The 13,927-nt window shown below is 35.2% G+C and carries 12 protein-coding genes; 9 read left to right on the top strand and 3 right to left on the bottom strand.

Annotated features, from left to right (window positions below; translation table 11 throughout):
- The first annotated feature begins 3 nt into the window (after positions 1-3).
- From rnc to lgt, 3 genes are all read left to right on the top strand, one after another.
- On the top strand, positions 4-735 hold the full coding sequence (rnc, locus tag B9Y84_RS10340; RefSeq protein ID WP_085517027.1) for a ribonuclease III: 732 nt from the start codon (positions 4-6) through the stop codon (positions 733-735).
- A 250-nt stretch (positions 736-985) separates the two neighbouring features.
- Positions 986-2,836, top strand: coding sequence for an NAD(+) synthase (nadE, locus tag B9Y84_RS10335; protein WP_085517026.1), 1,851 nt, complete (start codon positions 986-988; stop codon positions 2,834-2,836).
- 52 nt (positions 2,837-2,888) lie between these two features.
- Positions 2,889-3,971, top strand: coding sequence for a prolipoprotein diacylglyceryl transferase (gene lgt, locus B9Y84_RS10330; RefSeq protein WP_085517025.1), 1,083 nt, complete (start codon positions 2,889-2,891; stop codon positions 3,969-3,971).
- Here lgt and yidD read toward each other — a convergent pair.
- Complete coding sequence (gene yidD / locus B9Y84_RS10325; RefSeq protein WP_176223785.1) at positions 3,968-4,189, bottom strand: membrane protein insertion efficiency factor YidD; 222 nt, start codon at positions 4,187-4,189, stop codon at positions 3,968-3,970. The genes lgt and yidD overlap by 4 nt on opposite strands.
- A 178-nt stretch (positions 4,190-4,367) precedes the next feature.
- Between yidD and B9Y84_RS10320 the strand changes: the two genes are divergently transcribed.
- Entirely contained in the window at positions 4,368-5,807 is a 1,440-nt protein-coding gene (locus B9Y84_RS10320; protein ID WP_176223769.1) for a BamA/TamA family outer membrane protein, read from the top strand.
- Here B9Y84_RS10320 and B9Y84_RS10315 read toward each other — a convergent pair.
- The gene (locus tag B9Y84_RS10315) at positions 5,804-6,442 is read right to left on the bottom strand and encodes a toxin-antitoxin system YwqK family antitoxin (RefSeq protein WP_085517022.1); all 639 of its coding nucleotides are present in this window, start codon (positions 6,440-6,442) and stop codon (positions 5,804-5,806) included. The two genes, B9Y84_RS10320 and B9Y84_RS10315, sit on opposite strands and share 4 nt — an antisense overlap.
- A gap of 62 nt (positions 6,443-6,504) precedes the next feature.
- Here B9Y84_RS10315 and B9Y84_RS10310 point away from each other — a divergent pair, with 62 nt between their 5' ends.
- The 4 genes from B9Y84_RS10310 (at position 6,505) to B9Y84_RS10295 (ending at position 13,046) form a co-directional block, all read left to right on the top strand.
- Positions 6,505-7,320 (top strand): PorV/PorQ family protein, encoded by an 816-nt coding sequence (locus tag B9Y84_RS10310; protein ID WP_085517021.1) that lies wholly within the window; start codon positions 6,505-6,507, stop codon positions 7,318-7,320.
- Positions 7,317-9,389 (top strand): helix-hairpin-helix domain-containing protein, encoded by a 2,073-nt coding sequence (locus B9Y84_RS10305; protein ID WP_085517020.1) that lies wholly within the window; start codon positions 7,317-7,319, stop codon positions 9,387-9,389. Before B9Y84_RS10310 ends, B9Y84_RS10305 begins: the two co-directional genes overlap by 4 nt.
- A gap of 69 nt (positions 9,390-9,458) precedes the next feature.
- Positions 9,459-10,184 carry a hypothetical protein gene (locus tag B9Y84_RS10300; protein WP_085517019.1) on the top strand — a complete coding sequence of 242 codons (726 nt, stop codon included), beginning with the start codon at positions 9,459-9,461 and terminating at the stop codon, positions 10,182-10,184.
- Positions 10,185-10,280: 96 nt separating this feature from the next.
- A complete protein-coding gene (locus B9Y84_RS10295) occupies positions 10,281-13,046 on the top strand; it encodes a WD40/YVTN/BNR-like repeat-containing protein (protein ID WP_085517018.1) in 2,766 nt (921 codons plus the stop codon).
- Here B9Y84_RS10295 and B9Y84_RS10290 read toward each other — a convergent pair whose 3' ends face one another.
- Entirely contained in the window at positions 13,047-13,529 is a 483-nt protein-coding gene (locus tag B9Y84_RS10290; protein ID WP_085517017.1) for a SixA phosphatase family protein, read from the bottom strand.
- A gap of 84 nt (positions 13,530-13,613) precedes the next feature.
- Between B9Y84_RS10290 and B9Y84_RS10285 the strand changes: the two genes are divergently transcribed.
- Positions 13,614-13,805 carry a cold-shock protein gene (locus tag B9Y84_RS10285; protein WP_085517016.1) on the top strand — a complete coding sequence of 64 codons (192 nt, stop codon included), beginning with the start codon at positions 13,614-13,616 and terminating at the stop codon, positions 13,803-13,805.
- Positions 13,806-13,927 lie beyond the last annotated feature (122 nt).

Here is a 13,927-nt window from a genome sequence, read left to right as displayed (position 1 = left end):
ACTTTGATTAGGCGATTTTTCACTTCCTTCAAAAAATTATCTCAAAAAGACAAAAGGCTTGTAGCTGCAATCAAATCTATTGTAGGTTACAAGCCTTTTCGTTTAGAATTATTCCGTCTGGTTACTCAGCATTCCAGCATAGCCAAAACACTTCCAAATGGTTTTAGGGCATCTAATGAACGACTAGAATATCTAGGAGATGCAATCCTCGGTGCTGTTGTAGCTGATTATCTTTTTAAAAAGTATCCTTTTAAGGACGAGGGCTTCCTTACAGAAATACGTTCTAGAATAGTTAATAGAGAATCTTTAAGCCTATTAGCAAAAAAGATTGGTATTAGCCAAATGTTAGAATCTGATTTTTCTAGAAGTCGCTATCATTTTAAATCCATTTATGGTGATATGATGGAAGCCTTTATCGGTGCGGTCTACATTGATAGAGGGTATACTTATTGCCAGAAATTCATTATTAATAAATTAATTTTACCTCATTATGATTTAGATGAGATAATCGAAAACAATACCAACTATAAAAGTATTTTAATTGAGTGGTCTCAAAAAGAGAATAAATCAATTCGATTTGATATTGAGGATTATAGGCAGGAGGGTACGAAAAAGGAATTTAGAGCTGCTATTATTGTAAATAGTGAAAAAATCTCTAAAGGTGCAGGGCTAAATAAAAAGAAAGCAGAACAGAATGCAGCCTTCAAAGCATGCAAGAAGTTGAATCTTATTTGAACTTGTCAATTTCAGTCAGTGTGAGTCTATTTTTTTGAGAATCGTAGTTAAACAAAATGATAAACTGAAATTATCGAAAGCTATCCACTTTTTGAGAATCTAAAAAGGTGGTTTATTGATTTCGCTAGAAGCTTTAAGATGAAAAATGTGTTTAAAGTGATTTGAATATGAAGAGGCGAATTTTGTGTAGAGATCTACTTGTTATTTATTAAAAATTCAATTCAGCCTAAAGAAATTAAATTATTACTACATGAGAATAGCAGGTGCAACACTTAATCAGGTTCCGTTGGATTGGGAAGGAAATGCTTCTAATATTTTAGAGGCATTGAATAATGCGCAAGATCAAGACGTCAAAATTCTTTGTTTTCCTGAACTAAGTATTTGTGGCTACGGCTGCGAGGATGTTTTTTTAAGTGATTGGATGTGGAGGAAAGCATTAAAAAGTTTAGTGGAGAAGATACTTCCTTTTAGCCCTAATATTGCTTTTACCGCCGGACTACCCATCAAATTTGAAGACAAAATGTATAATTGCATTGCCTTCTGTTCCAATGGAGAGATCAAATATATAATACCTAAACAAAATTTAGCTAGAGATGGAGTGCATTATGAGCCGCGATGGTTTTTGGCGTGGGAGGTTGGCAAAAAATCGAGTATTAGTTTAAATGGTGTTGATATTCCTATTGGGGATTATGTGATCGATTTTGAAGACTATAAAATCGGTTTTGAAATTTGTGAGGACGCTTGGAGGGATGACCGGCCAGCTAATAGATTAGCTAAGAGAGGAGTGAATCTAATTTTAAATCCGTCAGCAAGTCATTTTGCTATTGACAAATCTTTAAGTAGGCAAGATCTGGTAGTGGATAGCTCTCATAAATATAACTGCACTTATATTTATGCTAATTTGCTTGGGAATGAAGCAGGAAGGATGATTTACGATGGCGAAATCATGATAGCTAAAAATGGTCAATTGAAATTCCGAAATGAATTATTATCCTTCAAGAATTATCAATTAGGTATTTGGGATACACAAAATGAACATGCAAAAATTGCTGATAGTTTTGTTTCAAACCCAAACCAAGAGTTTAGGAAGGCTGTTAGTTTAGCTTTGTTTGATTACATGAGGAAAAGTCACAGTAACGGTTTTGTTCTTTCCTTAAGCGGAGGTGCTGATTCCTCTACTTCTGCAGTTTTGGTTGCGGAAATGATACGTTTGGGAATTGAAGAATTGGGCGTAGAAACTTTTCTTAAAAAGATCCATAAACAGTCATGGCTCAAGGATTTGAAAGAAGATAAAGATGTTAAAAAGGAAATAGCACACCGAATTTTTACTACGGCTTATCAGAGTACAGAAAACTCAGGCAGTGCTACTTTTGAATCAGCAGAAAAATTAGCGCAAGAGATTGGAGCAGTATTTTATAATTGGAATATTGATGATGAAGTAAGAGGATACACTCAAAAAATAGCCGATAGTATTGGCCGAGAATTAAATTGGGAGCAAGATGATATTGCTCTTCAAAATATTCAGGCTAGAGCGCGTTCTCCAATCATCTGGATTTTAGCTAATATCAAAAATTCATTACTATTAACTACTTCCAACAGAAGTGAGGGGAGCGTTGGTTATACTACTATGGATGGTGATACTAGTGGGAGTATAGCACCTATTGCAGCGATAGATAAGCCTTTTATTATTCAATGGTTGAAATGGGCAGAGAATAAACTAGGCTATAGTAGTTTGAGCTTCGTGAATAATTTGCAACCAACTGCAGAATTGAGACCAGAGGATCAGTTTCAATCGGATGAAACAGATTTAATGCCTTATCCTCTCTTACAGAGAATAGAAGAATTGGCAATAAAAGAAAGGCTTTCTCCAGTTGAGATTTACGAAGAACTTAAGATTTCATGGAAGGGAAATGGTAAAATTTTAAAACCTTCCATTGGAAAGTTTTTTAGACTTTGGTCACGAAATCAGTGGAAAAGAGAAAGAATTGCCGTTTCCTTTCACTTAGATGACTATAACGTGGATCCCAAAACCTGGTGTAGATTCCCAATATTGTCATCATCATTCAAAGAAGAACTAGAAGAATTGGAAAAATTGGAATAAATCATTGAGATTTCTGTTTTTACCCTAATTTTGTGCTAAACGAAAATTAAATATGCTTAGCTATATAGTGTGGTCACCCAAACCCTACATTGTTGATTTAGGATTTACTGAATTGAGATGGTACGGTTTACTTTTTGCCTTAGGCTTTATCATTTCTCAACAGATTATGTTCTATATCTTCAAAAAAGAAGGTAAAAAGGAAAAGCAAGTTGAAGTATTAACGCTTTATATGGTGCTAGCCACGATTATTGGAGCGCGCTTAGGGCATGTCTTGTTTTATGAGCCTGCTCGTTACTTTAGTAATCCGCTTGATATACTTAAGATTTGGGAAGGTGGTCTGGCTAGTCATGGCGGAGCTGCAGGAATTCTAATAGCACTTTATTTGTTTGCTCGAAAATATAGCGATATAAATTATTTATGGATTTTGGATAGAATCGTTATAGTGGTGGCTATAACGGGTGCTTTGATAAGAACAGGGAATTTCATGAATTCAGAAATTATAGGAGAGCCTACAGATAAAGCTTATGGTGTGGTGTTTGGGCGTGAAGTAGAATTGAGAGTAAATTACTTGGCCTCTGCAATAGAGGATGTAGAAGTGGAGAGAGCTAAATCTTCCAGTTTGATTGATGGTAGTCCGGAGAAGAGCTTTGAATATCCTGTGAAAATGGTGGTAGCCTACAGTAATAAAGTCAAGTTGGAGGACGTAAAGAGATTCACTGAAACGCAATTACTAAATAAGTTACAAGAGTCAAATATCAGTCAGCATGTTGAGTTTTCAAAAGACGCAAAATTTGACTACAATCAGAAGGGCGCGTTTATATATGCAACAACCTATGGAAATGGAGTACCCAGACATGCTGCGCAATTGTACGAGGCAATATCTTGTTTTCTAATTTTCTTGCTTTTATTTTATTTATGGAATAAAAACAGAAGTGGATTGGCAGATGGAAGACTTTTCGGTATCTTCCTGATTGCATGTTTTGGGTTAAGGTTTTTTTATGAATTCATAAAAGAAAACCAAGTAGCTTTTGAAGACGGATTGGCATTAAACATGGGGCAATGGCTCAGTATACCGTTAGTATTAGCTGGAATTTATTTCATTTTTCAATCTTTGAAAGCTGAAAAAAGAATTTAGGGAACAGGGTCATAACCTGAATCACCCCATGGATGGCATTTAGAAATCCGTTTCGCTGATAATTTCGAACCTTTTATCAACCCATGCTTTAAAATCGCCTGTTTTGTATACTCAGAGCAAGTAGGAGTGAAGCGACAGGAAGACGGAAAGAAGGGAGAAATACCATATTGATAGAATAATACCGGAGCAATGGCTATTTTTCGTATGATTTTTGTGATCCTATTTTTTTTAATTTTATCCAATTGCTCTATTTATTAATTTTAAAAGTTGTTAGTAATCAAAAATAGATTTATAAATATTGACTTTCATTATTTCTTAAGCAAGAAGATTGTTTTCAGGCTTAGCTTAATTTCCGTTTTTTCTATTTTAATTCTATTAAATAACGCAAAAAGTCAAGTGTCAGTTGATACAGACTTGGATAAACTTAAGATAATAAATAAGACTAAAGATAGCCTTCAAAATCAAATTCTCTTTCTAGAGAAGATTGAAATTAGGGGTAATAAAAAAACTAAGAGGAAAATCATCACTAGGGAAATAGATATACAACCCAATGTAAGTTATCCTTTTAAAGAGCTCAAAGAGCTGATCAAATTGGATGAGAATAAAATTTTTAATACTGGTTTATTCACTAGTGTTAGAGCCGAACTTGAATTTATTGATGGCAGTGATAATAATATTAAGCTTATTTTCTTTGTAGAAGAACGGTGGTATATCTGGCCCAGTGTCATTTTTAAGTTAGCGGATAGAAATTTTAGTGACTGGCTGTTCAATCAGGGTGCAGCCACAGATCGATTTGAATATGGATTTAAATTTGATCAGTTCAATGTGAGAGGGCTAAATGAGCGATTATCTGCCATGGCGCAATTTGGATTTAAGAGACGGTTTTATTTAGGATATAATATTCCTTACCTCAATAAAAATCAGACCTTTGGTATGGGATTTAACTTCTCATATAGTGAACTTGATCAACTAGATTATACTAATGTAGGAAATAAACGACTTTTCATTGATGCAGACAGTATTTTTGGAGATGATAGCGAGAGGCGGATAATTTCGAATACTCTGACAAGTAATTTATTTTTCACTTATAGAGAGTCTTATTATAATACCCATTCAATTCGGTTGACCTATTCTCGAACTACAATGATAGATGAAATTCTTCAATTTAATTCAAATTACTTGAGTAGAGACGGTGACGTTGAGCAGGATTATTTTGGATTAACCTATATTTTTAGAAGAGATTTCAGAGATAGAAATAATTATCCTTTGAAAGGCTTTCTCATAGATGGCAGGTTATCTAAAATAGGATTGGGTATCTTTAACGATATTAATCTGGGACATGCTCAAGCGCATGTTGCTCATTATAAGCCTTTAAAATATAATTTCAATATTGCTTCATCAGTTACGGGGTATACAAGTTATCCGAGTTTTCAACCCTACAGCAATATGCAAGGGCTTGGTTTTGCTAATAATTTATTGAAAGGCTACGAGCTTTATGTAATTCAAGGACAGCATTACATAATGAATAAAACAGAGTTAAAGAAAAGGTTGTTCTCAATTGAAGCCAATTTAGGAAAGCTTATGCCTTTAAAGCAGTTTAGGAAAGTGCCCATTGCAGCTTATTTTAAGTTGTTTTTCGATCATGGATACGTTCAAAATAATTTGCCAGAAAGTAGTAATACTACCGTTAGTCCATTGCTTTCTAATCGATATATTTACAGTTATGGAGCCGGTGTCGATATTGTTACTTATTATGATGCCGTGCTACGATTGGAATACTCCATAAATGCATTAAATGAAGCAGGTTTTTTTATTAATGTGAAATCTGGGATTTAATCTAGCGTTAATTTATCTATTTTTTTCTTTTTACCGAATCTATTATAGTAGTACCAATCACCTATTTTCAAACCCTCTTTAAAGTGGCCTTCATAAGTCTTTCGCCCCTTATCATCAAAATATAACCACAAGCCATCTTCTTTTCCATTTTTGTAATCACCTGTTTGTACAATTAGTCCCGCCTTATTGAAATACTGCCAAGGGCCATCGGGAACTCCTTTTTCATAATTTCCAATCTGACGTAGCCTACCGTTTTCATAAAAAAAATCCCAAGACCCGTGATAATTACTGCTTAAATATACTCCTTGCTTTTCAATTTGTCCATTTTTGTAGTAATATATGGCCTGCCCTTCCAATTCACCCTCAATCCAGTGTTCTTGAGACGATAGTTGTCCGTTGAGATAGTAGTGGATTACTTTACCATTTAAGTTTCCTCCTTTGAAAATTTCTACAGCATTTGCTTCACCATTTGGATAAATGTATCTCCATTCACCTTCTTTAACACCATTTTTTAGGTGACCAAAGGCTTTCAGTTTGCCAGATTCATAAAAGATGGAATCAGTTTGAGATAAAATATCATGATGAAAGTTGATCAGAATAATTGCGCATAACCAATATTTTTTATAATTTTTCATCTTTAGTTTATTATGGCTCTTAGCTAAATTAATGACTTTGAGCTTATTATTTAGTTTAGTGCATGAAAATATTCAACCTACTCCCCGTTTTATTGCTATTTACACTACATATTCATGCACAGTCAATTTATGCTCCTGTATCAAGTAGAGTAATAGGAATGGGCGATGCTGCTGTTACTATGGGAGGCTACTGGGCTTCTTTTCAGAATACAGCAGGAATTACAACTACAGAAAATTTTGAGGTTGGTGCAACTTATGAAAATCGTTTTGGGTTGACCGGACTGGATTTTATGGGAGTCGGGGTGACCAGTGAAGTGCCATTTGGTTACCTTGCATTAAATGTATTTCGCTTTGGCGATGATATTTATAATGAGCATAAGCTTTCACTAGGGTATGCCACAAAACTAGGTATCGTCCAATTTGGAGGTAGAGTGAATTATCTTCAATATCAAGTGATGGACTTTGGATCCACTGCTACATACTCTGTCGATTTGGGGGGGATAGCTACTATAACCCCTCAGCTAATAGTGGGAGCTCAAGCTTTAAATATTACGCAATCAACTTTGAAATCTGGTGAAGAGCAAGGAGTCCCTACTTTGTTGAAGCTTGGAATTTCATACCGACCAAGGGATTATTTTATGCTTAACGCAGAAATTGAAAAAGACATTTTGAAATCCACTATTTTTAAAGTGGGTGCAGAATATAATTTGCTAGAAAAGTTTTATTTAAGAACAGGAGTCAATAGTGGATCATTTCAATCTTTTTATGGTCTTGGATTCCAATACTTGAGCTTTCACTGGGATTATGCTTTAAGCAATCATGCTGAAATGGGGTTCTCTCATAGTATTTCTATGCATTATAAATTGAGACAGAAATGAGAAGCCGATATTTTATAGGACTCATTTCATTAGTTTTGCTGCCATTCCTAGCAATATGCCAAGATGAGGAATTAGATTTAGAAGATTTTATTGAGCGTAACTTTTCGGTGCAGGATGAGAACACCAATTATGAGGATATTTACGAAGCTTTATTTCAACACTATCAATCTCCAGTAAACTTAAATACTGCCAATAGACAAGATTTACAGTCACTTCTTCTTCTGTCTAATCTCCAAATCAATGAATTTTTGAATCACAGAGCTACAGCGGGCAATCTATTAAGCATACATGAATTACAATCTATACCTGAGTTTGACCTCAAGATAATTTACGAAATATTACCATTTGTGACCGTTCGTGAAACTGGTTTGCAGGCGGACAATCGTCCACTTTTGCAACGGATACTGAATGAGAAAAATAATTACTTGATGGTAAGATCGGATAGGATCTTAGAACAAAAGCAGGGCTATATCGCCAAAAATGAAAGAGAAAGAAAGTATTTGGGAGATCCCTACCGAGTCTATACGCGCTTCAGAGTAAAACATACTGATGATTTTAGTATTGGGTTCACTACGGAAAAAGATGCAGGGGAGCAATTCAATTGGGACCCAGCTCGTGATCAATATGGGATGGATTATTGGTCGTTCCATGCTCAGTTGCAAAATCAAGGAAGGTTAAAAAATATTATTTTGGGTGACTACCAATTGCAATTTGGGCAGTCCTTATTATTTGGAGCTGGTTTTGCATTAGGAAAAGGAAGTCAAACTGTAGCTACTGCCAGAAGAAGTAATTTAGGAATTTTACCCTATACATCTGTTTTAGAAACAAACTTTTTCAGAGGAGTAGCAACTACATTCGAATTGAATGATAATTTGGACTTGACGACTTTCTATAGCTACAACCCTATCAATGGAAATATAGATTTGGATTCAGCAAGAAGTGCCGAAGAGTTCTTTACATCAATCAGATTAAGTGGTTTCCACAGGACGGAATCTGAACTTGCTGGAAAGAATGCTATTAAGGCTCAGAATTTTGGAGGTAATTTACTTTTTAATACCAAAAGTGAAAATTTGAATATTGGCTTGAATTATATACAAACGGTTTACGACCGGCCATATTTCCGGCAACCCAACAAGTATAACCAATTTGAGTTTGGAGGAACTCAAAACCAAAACTATGGGTTTTTTACCAATTATTATTGGCGGAATTTTCACTTATTTGGCGAAGGTGCTATAAGTAGTTCTGGTGGAATTGGGGTATTAGGAGGATTTATTGCTTCTGTCATGCCAAGTTTGCAGACCAGCTTTATCATTCGAAAATATGAACGGGATTTTCATACTTTCTACGGCACAGCTTTTGGAGAAGGAACTAGAAATATAAATGAACAAGGAATATATTGGGGATTGAAATTTCAGCCTTCTAAGAAATTGACTATGTCTGGCTATTATGATCGTTTCAGTTTCCCATGGTTGAGATTTAGAGCGGATGGTCCATCAACGGGTAATGAGTTTTTGGGAAGGATTGCCTATAGCTTCAGCAGACAAATAAAACTGTATGCTCAAGCGAGGGTGGAAAACAAAGAACGAAATGTGGAGCTTGAAGGTAATCCAAATCTCTACGGTTTAACTAATGCCGAAAAGCGGAATTACATTATCAATTTAGATGTCCGTCCGAAGGGAATAGTTTCTCTTAAAACGAGAGCTCAATTTAGTGAGTTTTTGCAGCTAGGTAATTATTCGAGCGGTATGGCATTGATACAAGATATAAATTTTGACTTTGGTAGATTTCGTCTGAGTACTCGCTATTCAATATTTGATACTGATGATTTTGAAAATAGGCAATATGTCTATGAAAAGGATGTTTTATATGCTTTCTCAATCCCTGCCTATCAAAATGAGGGAAGTCGTTCTTACGTCCTTTTACAGTATAAATTCTCAAAGAAATTACAGCTTTGGGCACGGTATGCGCAATTTCGATATGTTGATCAGTTTACAATTGGGAGCGGTAATGAAGAAATTGAAGGAAATACAAAATCTGAAGTTAAAGTACAGATGATGTTACGGTTTTAAAATATTTAATATGAATTGAATGGAATCATTTTAATTCATTAATTTGTAATAGTTACTAAAAATGTAAAAATGCGTTCAAGATATCAATTATTGATATTTGTTATTATCAGTGGCTTATCAGCTTGTAAATACACTACCCCTCCAGAAATGTTGACTGGGAAGTGGTATGTCGCCTCCGTGAAAGCAAATGGTCATGAAATGATCAACGAGTATTTGGATAACAATACACGTTATTTAGTTTTCAACGAAGAGGGAACTTATCAAGTCGGCTTGCTAGATTCTGTCAGCGAAAAAGCTTGGATGATAAAGCCTGATAAGAATGAACTGGTTATGATGCAAGGAAGCCCTTTTGATGATATAAAAACCTGGAAAGTTAAAGCGTCAGATGAATTAATCTACTTGACTGATAAAAAGAATCACTTCAATATCACTTTAAATCGGAAGAGAGAATTACCAAAAGTAGAAATTGCAGAGGAAAATGCACTTATTGGAAAGTGGGTAGTTGATAAGATTACAGTAAATGGCTATAACAATACTGATAAATACGCCTTTCCAAAACGCTGGATTGTACTAGCGGAAAATGGTCGGTTTTACAACGGAAGCGAGAAAGGGGATCAAAACGTAGGATTTTGGAGGGCCAATAGTTCTCTTACCAAAGTTAATTTTTATGATAATAAAGATCGTGAAGAGTCCTTTATAACTTTCAATATTGTAAATAATACCATCTGGTATGAAAAACAAAATGATAGTTATGATCAGCCAAAAGTGAGAATATTCTTCAAAAAGTTAGATTGATACTATTGGTTATCCACGATTTTATCCGACTATAACTTTTCAATAAAAAGTATCCTGTAATTATTAGATATTCGTCAAATACAAAATTTGATCATTATGAAAAGAATACTATTCTCACTTTCTGTGTTTTTATATGCACCTTTAGTCCTCTTTAGTCAGGTGAAACCGACTGATGCCGCTTCCATTCTGAAAGGGATTCAAAGTAGGAAAGCGTTAGCTGAATCGTCTGATTTGAAAAACTATCCTGCAAGAAATGTAGGCCCTGTAATACAGGGAGCAAGAATCGTAGACATCGCTGTAAATAAAAACAATTTAAAAGAGTTTTATATTGCATATGCTTCGGGTGGTCTATACCATACCCTTAATAATGGTATAAGCTTCAAACCTATTTTTGATAATGTGGGTGCACTGACTTTAGGAGATATTGCCTTAGCACCTAGTAATGAAAACATTATCTATGTCGGTACAGGAGAGAATAATTCGAGTAGAAGTAGCTATGCTGGTTCCGGAATTTATAAAACAACCGATAAAGGACGAACTTGGGAACACATAGGTTTGCCTGGAAGTCAACATATCGGAAGAATTGTAGTGCATCCTGAAGACCCTAACACAGTTTGGGTTGCTGCTATGGGTGGTTTATATTCTGATAATGAAGAGAGAGGAGTATATAAAACCATAGATGGTGGGAAGAACTGGAAGAAAGTTTTGTATGTGGATGACAAGACGGGAGCTATAGACTTAATCATTCATCCTCAAAAGCCTGATGTTTTATGGGCTAGCATGTGGGAGCGAAAAAGATATGCATGGAACTTTATAGGAAATGGCTCTGGATCAGGAATTTACACGACTGCTGATGGGGGTGAAAATTGGAATCTGTCAATGGAAGGAATGGAAGATGATAAATTTACAGGTAGAATCGGCCTGGATATTTCGCTGTCCAATCCTGATATTTTGTATGCACTGGTCGATTACCAAAAGGAAACTAAAAAGGAAAAAGCAGAAAAAGAAAGCTTATCAGCATCTGATTTCTTAGAAATGTCAGTAAAGGATTTTATTGCATTGAACGATGAAGAGTTAGATACATACCTAAAAGACAATAGTTTCCCTAAAAAGTATAATGCGGTCAATGTAAAGAAAGAAGTTAAAGCTGGAAGTTATAAGCCACAAGCATTGAGCGAATATTTAGGAGATGCCAATCAAGCGTTGTTCGATACCGATGTGAAAGGAGCGGTAGTTTACAAATCAGAAGACCAAGGCAAAACTTGGCAAAAACCGCATGATTATGACTTATCAGGAGTATATTATACTTATGGATACTATTTTGGTGAAGTAAGAATTGCAACGCAAGATCCAGAGACAATTTATGCATTAGGTGTCCCCTTAGTGGTTTCAAGAGATGGTGGAGAAACTTTTGGTCGAACAGATTCCATTGGAGGAGTTCACGCTGACCATCATGCCATGTGGATTAATCCTGAAGATGATGAGCATATTATTTTAGGAAACGATGGAGGTCTTTACATCTCTTATGATGGTGGAGCTACTTGGGATCATAAGAATAGTATGTCTGTAGGACAATTTTATACAGTTAATGTGGATATGGAAGAACCCTACAATATCTACGGTGGCCTACAGGATAACGGTACGATGGTTGGAAGTTCTCGTACAGTTCCTAACGTTAGAGGCAGATGGGAAAGTATTTTCGGCGGAGATGGGATGTTTGTGAATGCCGATCCAAGAAATAATGATGTCGTTTATGTTGGATATCAATTCGGTAATTATTTCCGAATTAATAGAGAGACTAGCGAAAGAATATATATTACTCCCCAGCATAACATAGGGGAAGATAGGCTAAGGTTTAATTGGAGAACTCCAGTAGTGATGAGTCATCATAATCCTGATATTATTTACATAGGTGCACAGAAGGTCTACAGAAGTTTAAATCAAGGCAACACTTGGACTGCGATTACAGGTGATTTAACTGATGGTGGGAAGGAAGGTAATGTTCCTTATGGTACTGTCACTGAGATTGCAGAATCACCACTTAACTTTGGAACAACATATTTTGGAACAGATGATGGGAACGTTTGGTTGCTTAAAGAAGGTCAAACTATTAAAAGTTTAAACAACGGTATTCCTGAAGATTTGTGGGTGAGTAGTATTCACCCTTCAAGTCATGATGAAGCTACCGTTTACCTCTCATTGACCGGTTACAGGCAAGATAATTTTAATAATTATGTTTATAAAAGTACGAATTATGGTCAAAATTGGACGTCTATTAGCGGAGACTTACCGCACGAATCAGTGAATGTCATTTATGAAGATACAGAAGTAGCAGGACTGCTTTATATTGGAACTGATCACGGACTTTATACAAGTTTCAATAATGGAGACAATTGGCAGCATTTGGGAGCTATACCTAACGTAGCTACTTATGATTTGGTAATTCATCCGAGAGACCTTGATTTGATAGTAGGTACGCATGGCAGAAGTATTTATGTAATGGATGTTGAGCCCCTACATAAAATTGTGCGTAATGCAGGAGATCATTTAGTGACTTTCGGCTTAGGCGATATTCGTTTCAGTAAGAACTGGGGCGAGAAGTCGCATCCCTATTCCAAAAAATATGTTCCCAATATGGAAATAGCAGTTTTTCATAATTCCGATAAAAAAGCCAACCTGAAAATTGAAGTATTGAATGAAGAAGGCAAAAGCCTAACTTCATGGGAAGAGGAATTATCTAAAGGCTATCAAAGTTTTCACTGGAATTGTAAAATTGAAGATGATTTCATTGCTAAGGGAAAATATAAATTGAAATTTGTTTTAGACAAAGAAGAGAATATGGAGTCATTTGAGGTGAAGTAATCATAAATTCTTAGGATATTGGAAAAAATGGAGTGACGCTTTCTCAGGAGAAGCTTCATTCCATTTTTTTATATCTAAATTTAAACTTACAATACCTGTTGTAGGAATGTTGTCTGGAAAGCCAGAAAGCAAATAATCAGCTAAATCATTTAAGCCTGGATTATGGCTGACTAAGATAAGACAATTTATAGCATTGTCAGTTTGCTTTATGAATTTCAATAATTTGGAATGACTGGCATGATAGAGATCATCATCAATTCTCAATGGAGTATTCAACACAGCCCGAAAAGCTCTTGCAGTGTTTTTCGCTCTTTCAGCTCCACTACTGATTATCAAATCAGCTTTTTGTGCTTTTGAAGAAAGCCATTGAGCCATTTTTGGAGCATCTCTTTTACCTCTATCGTTTAAAGGGCGGTCGTAATCTTTTAAATGTGGAAAATCCCAGCTTGATTTTGCATGGCGAACTAATAATAATTTTTTCATATAAAATTAATTTCCAACAATAGTAACAGAATTAATCAAAAAACGTATATTGCTTCAAATTTATAATTAATAACAATTTATTTTATGAGTACTGGAACAGTAAAGTTCTTCAATGAAGACAAAGGATTTGGATTTATTGTAGAAGACGAAACAGAGAACGAAATATTCGTTCATGTAAGTGGTTTAGAAGACGATATCGAGAAGAACGATAAAGTAACTTTTGAAACTACAGATGGTAAGAAAGGCTTAAATGCCATTGGTGTCAGAAGAGTATAATTTTAAGTAATTTATAGATTCTGAATGTAAAGCTGATTGGTCGCCAATCGGCTTTTTTTTTGTTCTATTTCCCTTTCCGAAAACAATTTTTTCCCCTTTATATTATTTATAGCTATAGATTT

Source organism: Marivirga sericea, assembly GCF_900177665.1.
GTDB classification, from domain to species: domain Bacteria; phylum Bacteroidota; class Bacteroidia; order Cytophagales; family Cyclobacteriaceae; genus Marivirga; species Marivirga sericea.
This window is presented reverse-complemented; position numbering and strand designations above follow the sequence as displayed.